General features: G+C 57.7%; 17 protein-coding genes. 8 read left to right on the top strand and 9 right to left on the bottom strand.

The window, feature by feature from the left end:
• Window positions 1-17: 17 nt before the first annotated feature.
• The gene (locus ACJ8QF_RS00605) at window positions 18-1733 is read left to right on the top strand and encodes an SgrR family transcriptional regulator (protein WP_442537179.1); all 1716 of its coding nucleotides are present in this window, start codon (window positions 18-20) and stop codon (window positions 1731-1733) included.
• Between the two features lie 115 nt (window positions 1734-1848).
• A complete protein-coding gene (gene queC / locus ACJ8QF_RS00600) occupies window positions 1849-2547 on the top strand; it encodes a 7-cyano-7-deazaguanine synthase QueC (protein ID WP_004940343.1) in 699 nt (232 codons plus the stop codon).
• 36 nt (window positions 2548-2583) lie between these two features.
• Here the strand turns inward: queC and ACJ8QF_RS00595 are convergent, their stop codons facing one another.
• The 9 genes from ACJ8QF_RS00595 to bolA form a co-directional block, all read right to left on the bottom strand.
• Window positions 2584-2997, bottom strand: a complete 414-nt coding sequence (locus tag ACJ8QF_RS00595) for an acyl-CoA thioesterase (RefSeq protein ID WP_004940344.1) — start codon at window positions 2995-2997, stop codon at window positions 2584-2586.
• A 154-nt stretch (window positions 2998-3151) separates the two neighbouring features.
• Window positions 3152-3526, bottom strand: a complete 375-nt coding sequence (locus ACJ8QF_RS00590; protein WP_004940345.1) for a ComEA family DNA-binding protein — start codon at window positions 3524-3526, stop codon at window positions 3152-3154.
• Between the two features lie 138 nt (window positions 3527-3664).
• The gene (ppiD, locus tag ACJ8QF_RS00585) at window positions 3665-5548 is read right to left on the bottom strand and encodes a peptidylprolyl isomerase (protein WP_161544441.1); all 1884 of its coding nucleotides are present in this window, start codon (window positions 5546-5548) and stop codon (window positions 3665-3667) included.
• A 178-nt stretch (window positions 5549-5726) separates the two neighbouring features.
• Window positions 5727-5999 carry a nucleoid-associated protein HU-beta gene (gene hupB, locus ACJ8QF_RS00580; protein WP_004940351.1) on the bottom strand — a complete coding sequence of 91 codons (273 nt, stop codon included), beginning with the start codon at window positions 5997-5999 and terminating at the stop codon, window positions 5727-5729.
• 216 nt (window positions 6000-6215) lie between these two features.
• Window positions 6216-8570, bottom strand: a complete 2355-nt coding sequence (lon, locus tag ACJ8QF_RS00575) for an endopeptidase La (RefSeq protein WP_004940352.1) — start codon at window positions 8568-8570, stop codon at window positions 6216-6218.
• A gap of 194 nt (window positions 8571-8764) precedes the next feature.
• Window positions 8765-10036, bottom strand: coding sequence for an ATP-dependent protease ATP-binding subunit ClpX (gene clpX / locus ACJ8QF_RS00570; RefSeq protein ID WP_004940354.1), 1272 nt, complete (start codon window positions 10034-10036; stop codon window positions 8765-8767).
• A 143-nt stretch (window positions 10037-10179) separates the two neighbouring features.
• A complete protein-coding gene (gene clpP, locus ACJ8QF_RS00565) occupies window positions 10180-10803 on the bottom strand; it encodes an ATP-dependent Clp endopeptidase proteolytic subunit ClpP (protein WP_004940356.1) in 624 nt (207 codons plus the stop codon).
• Window positions 10804-11241: 438 nt separating this feature from the next.
• Window positions 11242-12546, bottom strand: coding sequence for a trigger factor (gene tig / locus ACJ8QF_RS00560; protein ID WP_280630874.1), 1305 nt, complete (start codon window positions 12544-12546; stop codon window positions 11242-11244).
• A gap of 367 nt (window positions 12547-12913) precedes the next feature.
• Window positions 12914-13228 (bottom strand): transcriptional regulator BolA, encoded by a 315-nt coding sequence (gene bolA / locus ACJ8QF_RS00555; protein ID WP_004940361.1) that lies wholly within the window; start codon window positions 13226-13228, stop codon window positions 12914-12916.
• Between the two features lie 314 nt (window positions 13229-13542).
• Between bolA and ACJ8QF_RS00550 the strand changes: the two genes are divergently transcribed.
• The 6 genes from ACJ8QF_RS00550 to ACJ8QF_RS00525 all read left to right on the top strand — a co-directional run bounded on the left by ACJ8QF_RS00550 (window position 13543) and on the right by ACJ8QF_RS00525 (window position 19979).
• Window positions 13543-14121 (top strand): lipoprotein, encoded by a 579-nt coding sequence (locus tag ACJ8QF_RS00550; protein ID WP_004940363.1) that lies wholly within the window; start codon window positions 13543-13545, stop codon window positions 14119-14121.
• Window positions 14122-14172: 51 nt separating this feature from the next.
• On the top strand, window positions 14173-15651 hold the full coding sequence (gene ampG / locus ACJ8QF_RS00545; protein WP_154871282.1) for a muropeptide MFS transporter AmpG: 1479 nt from the start codon (window positions 14173-14175) through the stop codon (window positions 15649-15651).
• A gap of 440 nt (window positions 15652-16091) precedes the next feature.
• Window positions 16092-17042 (top strand): cytochrome o ubiquinol oxidase subunit II, encoded by a 951-nt coding sequence (gene cyoA / locus ACJ8QF_RS00540; RefSeq protein WP_004940365.1) that lies wholly within the window; start codon window positions 16092-16094, stop codon window positions 17040-17042.
• Between the two features lie 3 nt (window positions 17043-17045).
• Window positions 17046-19037 carry a cytochrome o ubiquinol oxidase subunit I gene (gene cyoB, locus ACJ8QF_RS00535; RefSeq protein WP_004940366.1) on the top strand — a complete coding sequence of 664 codons (1992 nt, stop codon included), beginning with the start codon at window positions 17046-17048 and terminating at the stop codon, window positions 19035-19037.
• Window positions 19027-19641 carry a cytochrome o ubiquinol oxidase subunit III gene (locus ACJ8QF_RS00530; RefSeq protein ID WP_004940367.1) on the top strand — a complete coding sequence of 205 codons (615 nt, stop codon included), beginning with the start codon at window positions 19027-19029 and terminating at the stop codon, window positions 19639-19641. Before cyoB ends, ACJ8QF_RS00530 begins: the two co-directional genes overlap by 11 nt.
• A complete protein-coding gene (locus ACJ8QF_RS00525) occupies window positions 19641-19979 on the top strand; it encodes a cytochrome o ubiquinol oxidase subunit IV (RefSeq protein WP_004940369.1) in 339 nt (112 codons plus the stop codon). The genes ACJ8QF_RS00530 and ACJ8QF_RS00525 overlap by 1 nt, the downstream gene beginning before the upstream one ends.
• Window positions 19980-19987: the final 8 nt, after the last annotated feature.

Here is a 19987-nt window from a genome sequence, read left to right as displayed (position 1 = left end):
GTTCCGGATTTCTGCCCATGCGCCTGGTTCACCGTCTCAGCCAATATCAACGCCTGTATCAACAGCTCGGCAGCGCGCCGGTCGCCGTGACCATCGGCGAACTGGCGGCGATGTTCTACTGCAGCGAACGCCATGCCCGCACGCTGGTGCAGCAGCTGCAGGATCAGGGCTGGCTGAGCTGGTATTCGCAGCCCGGCCGCGGTAAGCGCGCTCGCCTACACTGCCTGAAAACCCCGGATGAACTGCGCGCGCAGCTGCTTCAACAGCTGCTGCAACAGGGCAATCATCAGGGAGCGCTGGAGATGGCGCAGCTCGATCCGCAGCACCTGCAGGATCTGCTCAACCCGCACCTCGGCGGGCAATGGCAGGCCGGCAGCCCGACGCTGCGCATTCCCTATTACCGCACGCTGGAAGCGCTCGACCCGCTCACGTTGACCGGCCGCGCCGAACAACATCTGGTGTCGACCCTGCACGCCGGACTGACGCGCCTGATGACCGGTAACCCGGAACCGCAGCCCGATCTGGCGCACCATTGGCAGATTAGCGATCGCGGCCTGCGCTGGCGCTTCTTTCTGCGCAGCCAGTTGCGCTGGCACAACGGCGAACCGTTGACCGGCCACCAACTGCTGCAAACGCTGGAAAAACTGCTGCGCCATCCGCGCAGCCAACCCAGCCTGGCCAACGTCGCGCGCATCAGCCTGCCGCATCCGTTGTGCATTCAGTTCGATCTGCACCTGCCGGACTACTGGCTGGCCCACCGGCTGGCGGAGCTGCCTTGCCTGATGACTCACCCGGAGCTGCCGGCCATCGGCGCCGGTCCGTTCAAGCTGACACTGAATGAGCCGCAACTGGTGCGGCTGGAACAGCACGCCGGTTATCATCTGCAGCATCCGTATCTGGATACCATCGAATACTGGATCACCCCCGATTTACCTACCGCCGGCGCCGATGCCAGCTGCCAGCATCCGGTGCGCATCACCATAGGCCAGCAAGACGATTTGGCGCAGGCTCGGCCGGTGCAGCGCAGCATGAGCCTGGGCTGGTGTTATCTGGCGCTGAACCTGCGCCGCGGCGTGCTGAACGAAGCCCAGGGGCAAAAGCTGCTGATGCTGATCCAGCAGTCCGGCCTGCTGAGCCATCTGCCGATCCCCAACAGCGTGATCACCCCCAGCCATGAAATGCTGCCCGGCTGGCGCATCCCCCACCAACAGGTCGAAGAGGACGTCGCCCTGCCCGCCCGGCTGACGCTGCTGTATCGGCCGCCGGTCGAGCTGGAAACGGTGACGGCCGCGCTACAGCGGTTGCTCGCGCAGCACGGCTGCGAGCTGGAAGTGCGTTACTATGCCGGTAAGCGCTGGCAAAGCGAGGAACAGATCGCCCAGGCCGATCTGCTGCTGGCGGACAACCTGATCGGCGAAGCGCCGGAGGCGACGCTGGAGAGCTGGCTGCGGCAGGATACGCTGTGGCGCGGCATCCTGACGGAAAGCCGCTGGCAGCAGCAACAGGATACGCTGCGGCAGATCCAGCAGCTGCAGGCGCAGCAACCGCGTTTCGCACGGCTGCAGGCCTATTATCAACGGCTGATGGCCGCCGCCATCATCACGCCGCTGTTCCACTACCAGTATCAGATCAGCGCGCCGCCGCGCATGCATGGCGTCACGCTGACCGCCCACGGCTGGTTCGATTTTTGCCAGGCGTGGCTGCCGCCGCCGGTGGACGATGCACCGGCCTGAGCCGAACCGCCCTGCGCCTGGCGGCCCTTTCTGCTACTATTGTCGCCGCAACGCAATTTTTATCCTGCCGCCCGAATGTGTATCGGGAGAGGCCAAAGCCCAAAAAGGTGATTTTATGAAGCGCGCGGTTGTCGTTTTCAGCGGTGGACAAGACTCCACGACCTGCTTAATCCAGGCATTGCAACAGTATGACGAAGTTCACTGCGTCACGTTCGATTACGGCCAGCGCCATCGCGCCGAGATTGAAGTGGCTCAAGAGCTGTCGGTAGCCCTCGGTGCCAAGGCGCACAAGGTGCTGGACGTAACGCTGCTCAATGAGCTGGCCGTCAGCAGCCTGACGCGCGACAATATTCCGGTTCCCGCCTACGATCCCAACCAGAAAAATGCGCTGCCGAGCACCTTCGTGCCGGGCCGCAACATCCTGTTCCTGACGCTGGCGGCGATCTACGCCTACCAGGTCGAAGCGGAAGCGGTGATCACCGGCGTGTGTGAAACCGATTTCTCCGGCTACCCGGATTGCCGCGACGAGTTCGTTAAAGCGCTGAACAAGGCGGTGACGCTGGGCATCGCCCGCGATATCCGCTTCGAAACGCCGCTGATGTGGCTGAACAAGGCCGAGACCTGGGCGCTGGCGGATTATTACCACCAGCTGGATCGCGTACGCCAGGATACGCTGACCTGCTACAACGGCATCAAAGGTGACGGCTGCGGCGAGTGCGCCGCCTGCAACCTGCGCGCCAATGGCCTGACGCAGTACCGGGCCAACCAGGCAGAAGTGATGGCGGCGTTAAAACAGAAAGCCGGCCTGGCCTGAGGGCAGTGACGGCGGCAGCCTATGCCGCCCGTGAGCTTACTGCGGATTATCCTTCAGCGTGAGCGCCTCCAGGTGCTCGCGCAATTCTCCTTCGATCGGCAGCGCACGCTGCGTTTTCAGATCGACGCACACGAAAGTCAGCAGCGCGTCTGCCACCGGCGTCCCCGCCGGATCCTGCGTCACCTTTTGGCTCAGCACCCCGCTCTTGCCGTTGAGCTGCACCATCTGGCTGTCGATACGCAGCTTATCCCCCAATACCGCCGGGCTGCGGTAATTGATGTTGATGTTCACCACGATGAAAGCGATGTTGTTTTCCGTCATCCAGCGGAACCCGGCTTCGTTCTCCAACCACTCCCAACGCGCCTCTTCCAGAAACTCCAAATAGCGGGCGTTGTTAACGTGCTGGTAAACATCAAGGTGATAACCGCGAACTTTGATAAAGGTTTGCATAGGGAACGATCGCTCCTGCCTGGTGATTACAGAAAGAGGGAGCCGCGCTGGCTCCCTCGCCCGTTTGGTCAACGCGCCAAACTGGTAAGACCTGTAAAATGTAGCAGAGGAGTCACGGCCTCAGCGCCATTTTGCCACGCAGCCGCGACCGGGATCACATTTTCAGCCGGGTGCGGTTCTTCTCAAACAGCGCCGGCCCGATGCCCGGCACCTCCTGCAACTGCTCAACCTGGGTGAACGGCCCGTTCTGTTCGCGATAGCGCACGATGCCTTCCGCCTTCTTCAGGCCGACGCCGCTCAAGGCGGCGGCCAGTTGTTCGGCAGTGGCCTGATTGATGCTGACCGCCGCCTCTTCGGTTGCCTTGGTCATCACCGATTGTCCGCCATGGCTCGCCGGTGTTGAGAGCATCGGCGCCTCGTTTTTTTCCACCGCGGCGGCCGGGCCGGCCAGGCATAACAACAGCGCGGTCAGCGCGGCGTTAACGTGACGACGGTAACCGAAAAACGCTTTTTTCTCTGAATATTGCATGCTGTATCCTCCTTGTGTGTGACAGCACGGCTACCTTGCCGTGGCGGCGGATATTCAGCAATCGACGGATGTCAGATATGGAAAAGGCCGCGAAAGCGGCCTTTGTTTGTTGCACTGCGTTGCAGAAAAATGCGGCGATTACTGAGGCTGTTGCTCAGCGGCGCCCATTTTGATCTTGGCTTCTTTACGCAGGCTCGCCAGCAGCGAATCGAAGGAAACGCCGGTCGCGCCCTCTTCCATCTTGCCGACGAAGGTTTTCATTTCGTCTTCCGGCAGCGTGCCTGGCTTCACCGCATCAAGCGCAATCAGCACCACGTTGTCCTGACGATCCTGCGACATGCCGTACACCGGCTTACCGTCCTGCGGGTGCGGCAGCGCGAATACGCTCTCCACCAGCTGGCTGTCTTCCGGCGCGCGCGCCATCTTCTGCACGGCGCCAAAGCTCAGGCCGGCGGCTTTCATCGCTTCGTCGCCCTTGCCCTGCTTCAGCTCAACCAGCAGCTTCTCGCCCTGCAGCTTCGCTGCCTGCAGCGCCTTGTTGCGTTTCACCAGTTCCGCCACGCGGTCTTTTACCTGGTCGAACGGTTCGATGCCTTCCGGCTTGTGGCCGCTCACGCGCACCACGAAAGCGCGGTCGCCGTCTACGGTGATCACGTCGGAGTTGCTGCCCGGCGCGCCGTTCTCGCCGATCAGCGAGCCGTCGAAGATCGCCTGCACCACCGGTTTGAAGTTCAGCGCGGCAGGGATGTTGTCGCGGGTGAACCAGTCGCTTTGCGCCGCTTTCACGCCGGCCGCTTCCTCAGCCGAGGCCAAAGATTCGTTGTCGCTGGTCGCCGCCTCGCTCACCTTCTGCTGCAGCGCGTAATAGGCGTCTACCGCTTTCTCCTGCTGCACCTGCTTGGCGATGGCGTCATGCACTTCGCTCAGCGGTTTCAGTTTCTCAGGTTCGATGTCGTTCAAACGCACGATCAGGTAGCCTACGGAGGATTTCACTACGCCAGACAGCTGCCCTTTCTCGGTCAGGTTAGCCTGCTTCAGCTCGTCGGCGGTGGTTTCCGGCTCCAGCCACCCCAGTTCGCCGCCGGTGCGGCGTGAGATGATGTCGGTGGATTTCTCTTTCGCCAGGGTGGCGAAATCGGCGCCCTTCTTCAGCTCGTCCAGCGCCGCATTGGCTTCCGCCTCGGTCTTCAGCTGGATCACGCTGTAGTTTTTACGCTCCGGCTGGCCGTAGCTGCTCTTGTGCTGGTCGTAGTAAGCGCTGATGTCCTCTTCGCTCACTTTCACCTTGTCCTGCATGGACGCGGCGTCCAGCGGGATATAGCTCACCTTCACCTGCTCCGGGGCGATGAAGCTGTTCTTGTTCTGATCGTAATACGCCTTCAGTTCGTCGTCGCCGGCGCTTTGTTTCGCCTGCAGCGCTTTCAAATCGATGGTCGCCAGGCGCACGTCGCGCTCCTGCAGCACCAGCGCCGCCATGGCTTGCGATTCAGACGGCAGCACGAAACCGGACTCGCCGAAGGCCTGGATCACCTGCTGATTGACCAACTGCTGACGCATCGACTGCGCGAAGTTGTCGGCGGTGTAGCCCATGCGGCCAATCAGATCGAGATATTTGGCGTTATCGAACTGGCCGTTGGTCTGGAAGTAAGGCGCCTTGCGGATGGCGTCCTTGATCTGATCGTCGCTGACCGCCAGGCCCAGCTTCTTGGCATACTGGTCGAGCAGCATGTTGTCGATCAACTGGGACAACACCTGACGGCGCATCTGCTGCATGTAGCCTTCGTTGCCGGCCAGCGCAGAGAACTGGTCACCCAGCTGCTGCTGCATGCGGCTGCGCTCGCTTTGGAAAGCCTGTTCCAGCTGAGCGCGTTCGATCGTCTGACCATTTACTTTCGCAGCATAATCGCCGGAGCCGCCGATCAGGTAGTTACCCACCCCGGTCAGAACGAATGACAGGATGATCAGGGCCAGGATGATTTTGAGCACGACGTGATTGGCAGCCGCGCGTAAATTGTCCATCATAGTGTGACAACACTCCGCTGTGATGTGGATTAACAACCCTTGCGCAGGCGCGTTCCCTGCGACAAAAATAAAAAAAGCGCATCAGTCCGATGCGCCTTGTATCTTACCTTACCAGCACCGCTGCGTCAGGTGATTGTTTATTACAAAACCCTGTTACGCTAAACGGTTAGACGCTAAATCAGTTTACAGCGTCTTTCAGCGCTTTCCCTGCACGGAAGGCAGGTACTTTGGCTGCCGCGATCTTGATCTCTTTACCGGTTTGCGGGTTGCGGCCGGTACGGGCCGAACGTTCACGCACGGTAAAGGAACCGAAACCTACCAGAGCCACGTCATCCCCTGCTTTCAGGGAGTCGGTAACGGAAGCGATTACTGCGTCTAAAGCACGTCCCGCTGCCGCTTTGGAAATATCAGCACCTGCGGCAATCTTGTCGATCAGTTGTGACTTATTCACTCTATCATCCCCTCTAGAATTCTATCGTCGCACCGAAAAATCCCTACGGTTGCGACAGCGCAGCTGTTATATCAATCCCATCGAACCTTGGCAAGCCACCGACTGGGTGACAAAACGCGGGCCGACAGAGATCTAACTTAGCGGTACAAAAAAATACTGGCAAGTCCGAAATGGCTTGCCAGTATAAGTTTTATCAATGGTTTTTGCGATTCGTCACTATTTTGCCGCTACCGGCAGTGCGCCGAAGGCCGGGTTTTGCAACGCAATGTTCAAAACTTCATCGATTCGCTGCACCGGATGAATCTCCAGATCGGCGATAACATTGTCCGGAATCTCTTCCAGATCGCGCTTGTTCTCGTAAGGGATCAGCACGGTTTTGATGCCGCCGCGATGCGCCGCCAGCAGCTTCTCTTTCAGGCCGCCGATCGGCAACACCTGACCGCGCAGCGTGATCTCGCCGGTCATCGCCACATCGGCGCGTACCGGGTTGCCGGTCAGGCAGGAGACCAGCGCGGTGCACATCGCAATACCGGCGCTCGGGCCATCTTTCGGCGTCGCCCCTTCCGGCACGTGCACATGGATGTCGCGTTTCTCGTAGAAATCGGCGTTGATGCCCAATTTCTCCGCGCGCGCGCGCACCACGGTCAGCGCCGCCTGAATCGATTCCTGCATCACTTCACCCAGAGAACCGGTGTAGGTCAGCTTGCCTTTGCCCGGCACGCAGGCGGTTTCGATGGTCAGCAAATCGCCGCCCACTTCCGTCCACGCCAGCCCGGTGACTTCGCCCACGCGGTTTTCGGTATCCGCACGGCCGTAATCGACGCGCTGCACGCCCAGGTAATCCTTCAGGTTGTCGCCGTTGATCTCGATATGCTTGCGCTTCTTGTCCATCAGCAGCGTTTTCACCGCTTTACGGCACAGTTTGGAGATTTCACGCTCCAGGCTGCGCACCCCGGCTTCGCGGGTATAGAAGCGAATAATGCCGATGATGGCGCTGTCGTCGACCGTCAACTCGCCTTTTTTCAGCGCATTGCGCTCGAGCTGCTTCGGCAGCAGGTGCTGTTTGGCGATGTTGAGCTTCTCGTCCTCGGTATAACCCGACAGGCGGATCACTTCCATGCGGTCCAGCAGCGGCGCAGGAATGTTCATCGAGTTCGAGGTGGCGACGAACATCACGTCGGACAGATCGTAATCCACTTCCAGGTAGTGGTCGTTGAACGCCACGTTCTGTTCCGGATCCAGCACCTCCAGCAGAGCGGAGGCCGGATCGCCGCGCATGTCGGAAGACATCTTGTCGATCTCATCCAGCAGGAACAGCGGGTTCTTCACCCCAACCTTGGCCATTTTCTGGATCAGTTTGCCCGGCATCGAACCGATGTAGGTACGACGGTGACCGCGGATTTCCGCTTCGTCACGCACGCCGCCCAGCGCCATGCGCACGTACTGGCGACCGGTCGCCTTGGCGATCGACTGCCCCAGCGAGGTTTTACCCACGCCCGGCGGCCCCACCAGACACAGGATCGGCCCTTTGATTTTGCTGACGCGGCTCTGTACCGCGAGGTACTCGAGGATGCGATCTTTCACGCGCTCCAGGCCGTAGTGATCGGTATCGAGCACTTCCTGCGCCTTGTTCAGGTCTTTTTTCACCTTGCTGCGCGCATTCCACGGCACCTGCAGCATCCAGTCGATGTAGCCGCGCACCACGGTCGCTTCCGCCGACATCGGCGACATCATCTTCAGCTTTTGCAGTTCCGCTTCGGTTTTTTCGCGCGCCTCTTTCGGCATTTTCGCCGCATCGATCTTGCGTTTCAGCGCTTCGTGCTCGTCCGGCGCGTCGTCCATCTCGCCCAGTTCTTTCTGAATCGCCTTCATCTGCTCATTCAGATAGTACTCGCGCTGGCTCTTCTCCATCTGCTTCTTGACGCGGTTGCGGATGCGTTTCTCAACCTGCAGCAGGTCGATCTCCGACTCCATCATCGCCATCAGGTATTCCAGACGCTCGGTGATGTCGGACATCTCGAGCACCGACTGCTTATCGCTGAGTTTCAGCGGCATATGAGCGGCGATGGTGTCCGCCAGGCGCGCGGCGTCGTCGATGCTGTTGAGTGAAGTCAGCACCTCCGGCGGGATTTTTTTATTCAGTTTGATATAGCCTTCAAACTGATTGATCGCGGTGCGCACCAGCACTTCCTGCTCGCGCTCGTCGATAGCCGGCGACTCAAGGTATTCCGCCTGCGCGGCGAAATGCTCACCGCTGTCGGACAGCGTAGTGATGCGTGCGCGCTGCAGCCCCTCGACCAGCACTTTTACCGTGCCGTCCGGCAGCTTCAGCATCTGCAGGATCGACGCTACGGTGCCGACCGAGAACAAGTCGTTAATGCCAGGTTCATCCGTTGAGGCCTCTTTCTGTGCCACCAGCATGATCTTCTTATCGTGATCCATTGCGGCTTCGAGGCACCGAATCGATTTTTCCCGGCCAACAAATAACGGGATCACCATGTGCGGATAAACCACCACGTCGCGCAATGGCAAAACGGGGATTTCAATGCGTTCGGAACGCTCAGGGTTCATAGAGCTCTCTCTTAGTTTAATTTCCGCCAGGTTGAGGGGGAATCTCATGAGACGCAAGCATCTAACGTTTCATAAAATCTGGTTAATGAGTATATGGGGATGAATCTCTTACATTCAACGGCAAGAATGCAGGAAAAAGAAATGGGGGATGAAATCCCCCATTTTGCTGATAACGCGCTGGTTTAACTGGCTAATTATTCGCCAGACGCCTGGGCTTCAGGCTTGCCGTAAATCAGCAGCGGTTTGGATTGGCCGGCGATCACCGACTCGTCGATCACCACTTTGTCTACGCTGTCCATCGACGGCAGATCGTACATGGTGTCGAGCAGCGCGCCTTCCACGATGGAACGCAGGCCGCGGGCGCCGGTTTTGCGCGCCATGGCTTTCTTGGCGATGGCGTTCAGCGCTTCATCGCGGAACTCCAGCTCCACGCCTTCCAGATTGAACAGCGCCTGATACTGCTTGGTCAGGGCGTTCTTCGGCTCTTTCAGGATCTGAATCAGCGCGTCCTCGCTCAGCTCGCTCAGGGTCGCCACCACCGGCAGACGGCCGATGAACTCAGGGATCAGACCAAACTTGATCAAATCTTCCGGTTCGGCCTGCAGCAGCAGTTCGCCTTCGGTGGCCTTCTCGGACTCGCCCTTGACGGTCGCGCCAAAGCCGATGCCGGAGCCGGTGTTGACGCGTTGACCGATCACCTTATCCAGGCCGGCAAATGCGCCGCCGCAGATAAACAGGATCTTGGAAGTATCGACCTGCAGGAATTCCTGTTGCGGATGCTTGCGCCCGCCCTGCGGCGGAACCGCGGCGATGGTGCCTTCAATCAGCTTCAGCAGCGCCTGCTGCACGCCTTCACCCGAGACGTCACGCGTGATCGACGGGTTGTCGGACTTACGGGAAATCTTATCGATTTCATCGATATAAACGATGCCGCGCTGCGCTTTCTGCACGTCATAGTCACATTTTTGCAACAGCTTCTGGATAATATTTTCCACGTCCTCGCCCACATAACCGGCTTCGGTCAGCGTGGTGGCGTCGGCCATGGTGAACGGCACGTCCAGGAAGCGCGCCAGCGTTTCCGCCAGCAGCGTCTTGCCGCTGCCGGTCGGGCCGATCAGCAAGATGTTGCTCTTGCCCAACTCGATACCGTTGCTGGTATCGCCGTTGCGCAGGCGTTTGTAGTGGTTGTACACCGCAACCGCCAGCACTTTCTTCGCCTGCTCCTGACCGATGACGTAGTCATCCAGGTGGTGGCGAATTTCGTGTGGCGTCGGCAGCGCACTGCGCTCACGATGCGGGGCAACTTCTTTAATCTCTTCGCGAATAATGTCGTTACACAGATCGACACATTCATCGCAGATATACACTGACGGCCCGGCAATCAGCTTACGCACTTCATGCTGGCTTTTGCCGCAAAAAGAGCAGTACAGCAGCTTTCCTGAACCGTCTTTGCGCTTATCTGTCATCAGTCAAACCTCTTCTTTAGTCTTGTCCCGCAGGAAAATCACGGCGGCAGTGCGCCCAAACTCATATCGGGAACGCCGAGGGGCTACAACAGAGCGAACCCCTGCCCACTCTGATTACTATAGTCCATCGGCGCCGCGTGGTTCTAGCTGCGGTGTGTCAGAATGCCGTCAACCAGGCCGTATTCCACGGCTTCTTCCGCGGTCATAAAGCGATCGCGCTCGGTATCGCGCTCGATCTGCTCCAGCGGCTGGCCGGTATGCTCGGCCATCAGTTCGTTCATGCGCGCTTTCACCTTCAGGATTTCACGCGCGTGGATTTCGATGTCCGTCGCCTGGCCCTGGTAGCCGCCCAGCGGCTGGTGAATCATCACGCGCGAGTTCGGCAAGCAGAAACGTTTGCCTTTGGCGCCCGCGGTCAGCAGGAAGGAGCCCATCGAGCACGCCTGGCCCATACAGATGGTGCTGACGTCCGGCTTGATGAACTTCATGGTGTCATAAATCGACATGCCCGCGGTAATTACCCCACCCGGCGAGTTGATGTAGAGGTAAATGTCTTTTTCCGGGCTTTCCGCTTCGAGGAACAGCATTTGCGCCACGATCAGGTTGGCCATGTGATCTTCCACCTGGCCGGTCAGGAAAATGATGCGCTCTTTCAGCAGGCGGGAATAAATGTCGTAAGAACGCTCCCCGCGTGAAGTCTGCTCTACCACCATCGGCACCAGCGCCATGTTCGGTGCAAATTGATCTCGTTCGCCACTGTATGACATTACCGTCTCCTAATAGAAATTGCCTTGGCGGCCAGGGTGTCACCCTAATACGCCGATTCTACTTGAGAACGGCCATGATGACTATGCTCAAGCATTCGACCCGCGCCGCACGTACCCGACGGTTGTTTTATCCCGCGCACTTTGGCAAACAGCCCCAGAATTATTCTTTACAGATGGGGGGATCCCGGCGCGATTTCAAGCCCAGGAGCCGATTTTCTCCGCGCGCCGAAAACGATGCCGTTATTCTGACCTTTATCATGCCAGCCAGTTCCCCAGGCAACAGGGTAAATATAGTGCATATTATCCCGCTTAACCTGAGATTAATCAGCAACGTGGCAAAAAGAAAAGCCCGCAACCTGAGGTTGCGGGCTTTTTCATCGTGCGCCGGTTCGCCAGGCGAAACCGGGGGCGCCGTTCATCGCGCCCGACACGCCGGCATTACGCCTGTTGAGTCTGGTTCATCAGCTCGCTGAAGGTAGTGGCTTTTTCAGTCACTTTCGCTTTCGCCAGCAGGGCTTCAACCGCTTGCTCTTCCAGAGCCACGTTGCGCATGTTGTTCATCAGCTCTTTGTTTTTGCTGTAGAACTCGATGACTTCGCTCGGATCTTCGTAGGCAGAAGCCATTTCTTCGATCAGCGTCTTCACGCGGTCTTCGTCAGCTTTCAGATCGTTGGTGCTGATCACTTCGCCCAGCAGCAGGCCAACCACTACGCGGCGTTTCGCCTGCTCTTCGAACAGTTCACGTGGCAGTTCCAGCGCTTGCTTCTCGTTGCCACCGAAACGCTGTGCAGCCTGACGACGCAGCACGTCGATTTCGCCGTCGATCAGGGCAGCAGGCACTTCGATTTCGTTCGCGCTCACCAGGCCGTCGATCGCCTGAGACTTGATGCGGTTACGCACGGCGCCTTTCAGCTCGCGCTCCATGTTCTTGCGAACTTCGGTGCGCAGGCCGGCAACGGAACCGTCCGCCACGCCGAAACGCTTGATGAACTCTTCGGTCAGTTCCGGCAGCTCGCGCTCTTCAACTTTCTTCAGCACGATAGCGAATTTGGCCGCTTTGCCCTTCAGGTTTTCCGCGTGGTAGTCTTCCGGGAAGTTCACGTCGATGGAGAACTCTTCGCCCGCTTTGTGACCGACCAGGCCCTCTTCGAAGCCTGGGATCATGCGGCCCTGGCCCATTGCCAGCACGAAGTCGGACGCTTTGCCGCCTTCGAACTCTTCACCGTCGATAGAACCGGTGAAGTCAACGGTCACGCGATCTTCAGCTTCCGCCGCGCGATCGGTTTCTTTCCAGGTGGCCTGCTGCTTGCGCAGGGTATCCAGCATCGCGTCGACGTCTTCGTCGTTCACTTCAACTACAGGTTTTTCGACTTCGATGTTTTCCAGGCCTTTCAGCTCAACTTCTGGATACACTTCGAATTCAACGGCGAAAGTGAAGTCTTCACCTTCTTTGTACTCGCCCGGCACGTAGTTTGGTGCGCCGGCCGGATTAATCTTTTCTTTGATGATCGCGTCAACGAAGCTGCGCTGCATTGCTTCGCCCAGCACGTCCTGACGAACAGAGGCGCCGTAACGCTGTTCCACGATGTTCATCGGCACTTTGCCTTTGCGGAAGCCGTCGATACGCACGCTTTTCGCTGCGTTGATCAGCTCTTTCTTCACCGCCTGCTTGATAGTATCAGCCGGTACAGTAATAGAGAGACGGCGCCCAAGGCCTTGAGTGGTTTCTACTGAAACTTGCATCTTGTTACCTCAAAAAAATCACAGTGCTCGGTCAACTCCGTTCCAAGAACCAGGACGGCTACAGATAAGAACCGAGTTCCCTGATGACAGAAGCGTCCCGAAACCATTCCGGAAAAATAAGACGCGACATTATAGCGGCGCATGCGTGGCGAGTCGAGGAAAGCTAGGCGGCGCAGGCGCGCTAAAACTCACACTTTTGCCGATTCGATCGCCCAAAGGCCGCCAAAACAGACCGAACGTTGGCCACATTGCGCGTCGGCCGTGTCGTCGTCAAAAACAGAAACGGCCCGCAGGCCGTTTCAAAATTCGTCAGTAGTAATACCCTAATTCAAGGGCAAAGTTCCACTGATACCTGAAAATTTCCCCCTCAGGCCAGCGTGCCGGCGCCGCGGCACGGCGGCGAGGCCGGCACGGTATCCTGCAGACCTTCCCACTCTTTGAGCGTATAGGTGTGCAGCGCCAGCGCGTGTACGCCGTCCGCCAGCTCCTCCGACAATACGCCGTAGATGGAGCGGTGGCGCGTCAAAAAACGTTCGCCGACGAAGCGATCGCTGACCAATACCACTTTGAAATGGCTTTCTGAACCCGCCGGAACGTTATGACGATAGCTTTCATCAACGACTTCCAGATACGCGGGCTCAAACGCCGCCCTTAACTTTGCTTCTATTTGCTCGCGAATCATAGGATCTCCTTACAACACCGGCAGAGGACCGTGCCCATCTAGTTCAATATTAGCCGGTTTTCCCCCGTTTAGACCATCGCCGGGACAAATTTCTCTTTTCTGCGGTCAAATGATGAGCGCCATCCCCGCCGCTTGGGGGATTATCCGATTGAGCGGGCCAAAAAAGCGTGTTTTTATCAACGGCAGGTAAAAATTTGTCACTCAGGCGCCTTCCGCGCTTCCACCGCACGGCGGCGATGCTATGATGTCGGCAATTTGTTGTCGGCTATCCCGCTCTGATTATTGCTAAATCCATCGAGAATGAGACAGAAAACATGTTAAAGAAACTTTGTCTTCCTTTGCTGGCCGCCCTGCTGCTGGCCGGCTGCGCGACCAGCAGCAACACCCTGAACGTCACGCCGAAAATCGTTCTGCCGCAGCAGGATCCTACCCTGCAGGGCATCACTGTCAGCATCAACGGCGCGGATCAGCGCACCGACCAGGCGCTGGCCAAGGTGAACCGCGACGGCCAGTTGGTCACGCTGACGCCATCGCGCGATCTGCGTTTCCTGCTGCAGGAAGTGCTGGAGAAACAGATGGGCGCACGCGGCTACATGATCGGTGCCGACGGCCCGGTGGCGCTGCAAATCGTCGTCAATAACCTGTACGCGGACGTCGCCGAAGGTAACCTGCGCTACAACATCACCACCAAAGCCGACATCTCGATCATCGCCCAGGCGAAGAACGGCAACAAGCAGGTGAAGAATTACCGCTCGACCTATAACGTGCAGGGCGCCTTTACGGCGACCAACGAGAAGATCACCGACGCCGTCAACTCCGTGCTGGGCGACGTGATCGCCGACATGGCTCAGGACACCAGCGTCAACGATTTCATCAAGCAAAACGCGCGCTAATCGGCGCGCCTGGCGCCGCCCGGCGGATCGGGCGGCGCAGACAGGGAACTCATGTCGAAACACTATCTGAACATCTTCACCCAGCGTAACTCCGCCATTCTGCTGCTGCTGGGCTTCGCGTCGGGTCTGCCGCTGGCATTGACCTCCGGCACGCTGCAAGCCTGGATGACCGTCGAAAATATCGATCTGAAAACCATCGGCATCTTCTCGCTGGTAGGCCAGGCCTACGTCTTCAAATTCCTCTGGTCGCCGTTCATGGACCGCTATACCCCGCCGTTTCTCGGGCGGCGGCGCGGTTGGCTGCTGATCAGCCAGCTGTTGCTGGTGGCGGCGATTGTGGCGATGGGCTTTATGCAGCCCGCGCAGCACCTGTGGTGGCTGGCGGCGTTGGCGGTGCTGGTGGCGTTCTGCTCCGCCTCGCAAGATATCGTGTTCGACGCCTATAAAACCGATCTGCTGAAAGCCGAAGAACGCGGCACGGGCGCGGCGATCTCGGTGCTGGGTTATCGGCTGGCGATGCTGGTTTCCGGCGGCCTGGCGCTGTGGCTGGCGGATCGCTATTTCGGCTGGCAAGCCACCTACTGGCTGATGGCCGGATTGATGCTGATCGGCGTGGCCGCCACGCTGTTGGCGCCGGAGCCGGACGAAAGCATCCCGGCGCCGCGCACCATGGAACAGGCGGTCGTCGCGCCGCTGCGCGATTTCTTCGGCCGCAACAACGCCTGGCTGATCCTGCTGCTGATCGTGATGTACAAAATGGGCGACGCCTTCGCCGGAAGCCTGAGTACCACCTTCCTGATCCGCGGCGTGGGGTTCGACGCCGGTGAAGTCGGGCTGGTGAACAAAACCCTCGGCCTGTTCGCGACCATCGTCGGCGCCCTGTTCGGCGGCGTGCTGATGCAGCGTCTCAGCCTGTTCCGCGCGCTGATGCTGTTCGGCGTCCTGCAGGCGGTCTCCAATCTCGGGTATTGGATCCTGGCGGTGACCGACAAGAGCCTGCTCACCATGGGCAGCGCCATCTTCCTCGAAAATCTGTGTGGCGGCATGGGCACCGCGGCCTTCGTGGCGCTGCTGATGACGCTGTGCAACCGGTCGTTCTCCGCCACCCAGTTCGCGCTGCTGTCGGCGCTGTCCGCCGTAGGGCGCGTCTATGTCGGCCCGATCGCCGGCTGGTTCGTTGAAGCCCACGGTTGGCCGTTGTTCTACCTGTTCTCTATCGCCGCTGCCCTGCCCGGTTTGCTGCTGCTCGGTATCTGTCGTCAGACGCTGGAGCACACCCAGCAGCATGGCAATTTTATGCCGCGCACCGAGTTTTCAGAATCTTACCGTTGGGCGCTGCGCTTGCTGACGCTAGGCTGTTCGCTGTTGGGCCTGTGGTTGCTGTTGCTTATCGCCAATGCGCTGGATTGGACGCAGGCCTCGCAGTTGGCCGATCGGCTGCTGCAGGTCGGCGCCGCGCTGAGCCTGCTCGGCGTCGCCATGGGCAGTACGTTGGATTACCTCGCCCTGCGCCGCACCCGTTTGGCATAATCTGACCGGCCGGTGATTTCGCCGGCCGAAAAAAAAGCGATCCGGGGATATATTTATTTCGGTAAAAAAAGATAATCGGCGCGGAAATTATTTTTTTATCCGACTGCCGCACTCGGAAATAAAATTAAATTCACCTTTAAGACACAATTATTTTACATTAAATAAACCTTTTCTGCGTATTTCCCCGCCGCGCATTTCTTCGCCAAATTCATCATACCTTTAGTTTTCCTTAACATACGGGCTGCTCGTCACGATTCAGCGTGCCAACGCGTTGTTGTCATTGGTAAATTGTCACGCAGGGTTACATCTGTGACCCCCTTAACAGAAAGTGTCAACAAGCCGCTGACACTCCCTTAAGCATGTTTACAGTACTGCAACCTTCCCGTAAAATGCCCGCACACATGAAACGACAATTGAGCCTTTGTTATTGAGGTCGTTAGATGAGACTTAAGAAATACAATAAAAGTATTGGGATGCTGTCATTAATCGCAGGCACTGTATTGCTCAGTGGCTGCGATATGGTTTTGATGAATCCCAAAGGAGCAATTGGTGTTGAGCAACGGACACTGATTATCACTGCAATCGCATTGATGTTGATCGTAGTGGTGCCAGTTATCTTCATGGCGTTCGCCTTTGCCTGGAAGTATCGCGCTTCCAACAAAGACGCCAAGTACAGTCCGAACTGGGCCCACTCCAACAAGATCGAAGCGGTCGTCTGGACCATTCCTATCATTATCATCGCCATCCTTGGCACCATTACCTGGAAGACCACCCACGAACTCGATCCGTTCAAGCCGATTGTCACCGACAAGAAGCCGATGACGATCGAAGTGGTGTCGCTCGACTGGAAATGGCTGTTCATCTACCCGGAACAAGGCATTGCGACCGTTAATGAGCTGGCTTTCCCGAAAGATGTTCCAGTCGAATTCAAGATCACCTCTAACTCGGTAATGAACTCGTTCTTTATCCCGCAGTTGGGTGGACAGATTTATGCGATGGCCGGCATGCAGACCAAACTGCACCTGATCGGCAACGAAGCCGGTGCCTACAAAGGCATCTCCAGCAGCTACAGCGGCGCAGGCTTCTCCGGTATGAAATTCACCGCGATCGTTACCCCGACCGAAGGCGACTTCGATCAGTGGGTGGCCAAGGTGAAGGCATCGTCTAAAAACCTGAACACCACCGACGACTTTAACAAACTGGCAGAGCCGAGTGAAAACAACCCGGTTGAGTACTTTGCCGCTGTCAAACCGAATTTGTTCAAAGAAACAATTGCCAAATTCATGGGCGACATGGATATGCACAAGGGCGCTGGCGCGCACGAAGGCATGGACATGAGCCAAGGTATGGACATGGGTGAACATGCTGCTCACGCCGGAGCCGAGGAATAACTGATGTTGGGAAAATTAACACTTGATGCGGTTCCGTACCACGAACCGATCATCATGGTCACCGTAGCCGCAATTATTGTCGGGGGCCTGGCAGTGCTGGCGCTGCTGACGTATTTCGGTAAATGGAAGTGGCTGTGGAGCGAATGGCTGACTTCGGTCGACCATAAAAAAATTGGTATCATGTACATCATCGTGGCGATGGTCATGCTGCTGCGCGGCTTTGCCGACGCCATCATGATGCGTAGCCAGCAGGCGTTGGCGTCCGCCGGCGAAGCCGGGTTCCTGCCGCCGCACCACTACGACCAGATCTTCACCGCGCACGGCGTCATCATGATCTTCTTCATGGCGATGCCTTTCGTGGTTGGCCTGATGAACGTTGTGGTGCCGCTGCAAATCGGTGCGCGCGACGTCGCCTTCCCGTTCCTGAACTCCCTGAGCTTCTGGTTCTTCGTGGTGGGCGTGGTGCTGATCAACATCTCCCTGGGGGTCGGTGAGTTCGCTCAGACCGGTTGGCTGGCGTATCCGCCGCTGTCGGGTAAAGAGTACAGTCCTGGCGTCGGGGTCGATTACTGGATCTGGAGTCTGCAGATTTCCGGTCTGGGTACCCTGCTGACCGGCGTGAACTTCTTCGCCACCATTCTGAAGATGCGTGCCCCTGGCATGCCTATGATGAAGATGCCGGTGTTCACCTGGGCGGCGCTGTGTACCAACGTCCTGATCATCGTTTCTTTCCCAATTCTGACCGTCACCATCGCGCTGCTGACCCTGGATCGCTATCTGGGCACCCATTTCTTCACCAATGATATGGGCGGCAACATGATGATGTACATCAACCTGATTTGGGCCTGGGGTCACCCAGAGGTGTATATCCTGGTTCTGCCGGTGTTCGGCGTGTTCTCCGAAGTCACCGCGACCTTCTCCAGAAAACGCCTGTTCGGCTATACCTCACTGGTATGGGCAACCATCGCGATCACCGTTCTGTCGTTCATCGTCTGGCTGCACCACTTCTTCACCATGGGGTCCGGCGCGAACGTTAACGCCTTCTTCGGTATCGCCACCATGATCATTTCCATCCCGACCGGGGTGAAAATCTTCAACTGGCTGTTCACCATGTATCAGGGCCGCATCAAGCTCAACTCCGCAATGCTGTGGACCGTTGGCTTCATCATCACCTTCTCCGTGGGTGGTATGACCGGCGTTCTGCTGGCGGTGCCGGGCGCGAACTTCGTGCTGCACAACAGCCTGTTCCTGATCGCGCACTTCCACAACGTCATCATCGGCGGCGTGGTGTTCGGTTGCTTCGCGGGCCTGACCTACTGGTTCCCGAAATCCTTCGGCTTCACGCTGAACGAAAAATGGGGCATCCGCGCGTTCTGGTTCTGGATCATCGGCTTCTTCACCGCCTTTATGCCGCTGTACGCATTGGGCTTTATGGGCATGACTCGTCGTATCAGCCAGAACATCAACCCTGAGTTCCACCCTCTGCTGTTGGTTGCAGCCGGCGGTGCGGCGCTGATCGCCTGCGGCATCCTGTGCCAGCTGACCCAGATCTTCGTCAGTATCCGTGACCGCGAACAGAACCGCGATCTGACCGGTGACCCATGGGGTGCTCGTACTCTGGAGTGGTCAACCTCGTCTCCACCGCCGTTCTATAACTTTGCCGTAGTGCCGCAGATTCATGACCGTGATGAATTCTGGGACATGAAAGAAAAAGGTGAAGCCTATAAGAAACCGGCTAAATACGAACCGATTCATATGCCTAAGAACACCGGTGCCGGCGTTATCATCGCCTTCTTCAGCCTGGTATTCGGTTTCGCAATGATTTGGGAAATCTGGTGGATGGCTCTGGCCGGCTTCATCGGTATGATCGTTGTCTGGATCGGCAAGAGCTTCGATCACGATGTTGACTACTATGTGCAGGTTGATGAAATCGAGCGCATTGAGAACCAACACTACGAACAAATCCGTAAAGCAGGCGTGAACCATGTCAACTGAAACTCTGACCAATCATAACGCAGCCCATGCAGAGCATGGGCACCACGACGCGGGAGAGACCAAAGTCTTCGGATTCTGGATCTACCTGATGAGCGACTGTATTTTGTTTGCGAGCTTGTTCGCGACTTATGCAGTCCTGGTGAACGGGACCGCTGGCGGTCCCTCAGGCAAAGACATCTTCGACCTGAAGTTTGTCCTGGTCGAAACTTTCCTGCTGTTGTTCAGCTCCATCACCTACGGCATGGCGATGATCGCCATGAACAAGGGTAAAGTTGGCGGTGTAAACACCTGGTTGTTCCTGACCTTCCTGTTTGGTCTGGGCTTCGTGGCGATGGAAATCTATGAATTCCATCACCTGATCGCCGAAGGCTTCGGGCCGGATCGCAGCGCGTTCCTGTCCAGCTTCTTCGCGCTGGTCGGCACCCACGGTCTGCACGTGACTTCCGGCCTGATTTGGATCATCGTGCTGATGATTCAGGTGAGCAAGTTCGGCCTGACCGCGACCAACAAAACCCGCCTGATGTGCCTGAGCCTGTTCTGGCACTTCCTGGACGTGGTCTGGATCTGCGTATTTACCGTTGTCTACCTGCTGGGGGTTATGTAATGAGCCATTCATCCCATGAAACCTCTCACGGCGGCGCAAGCCACGGCAGCGTGAAGTCATACCTGATCGGCTTTATCCTGTCGATCATCCTGACGGTAATTCCATTTGCGATGGTAATGAACGGCACTGCCTCTCATTCCACCATCCTGGCGGTTGTTGTCGGTATGGCGGTTATCCAGGTGATTGTTCACCTGGTTTACTTCCTGCACATGAACACCTCATCGGAAGAGCGCTGGAACCTGGTGGCATTGCTGTTCACCGCTATGATCATCGGTATCGTTGTTGTAGGTTCACTCTGGATTATGTACAACCTCAACATCAATATGATGGTCGATTAAGAGCTGAG

This window comes from Serratia sp. CY81684 (assembly GCF_052166595.1).
Classification (GTDB): Bacteria; Pseudomonadota; Gammaproteobacteria; order Enterobacterales; family Enterobacteriaceae; genus Serratia; species Serratia nematodiphila.
Note: the sequence above shows the minus strand (reverse complement) of the source record. Positions and strands in the feature narration are given on the sequence as shown.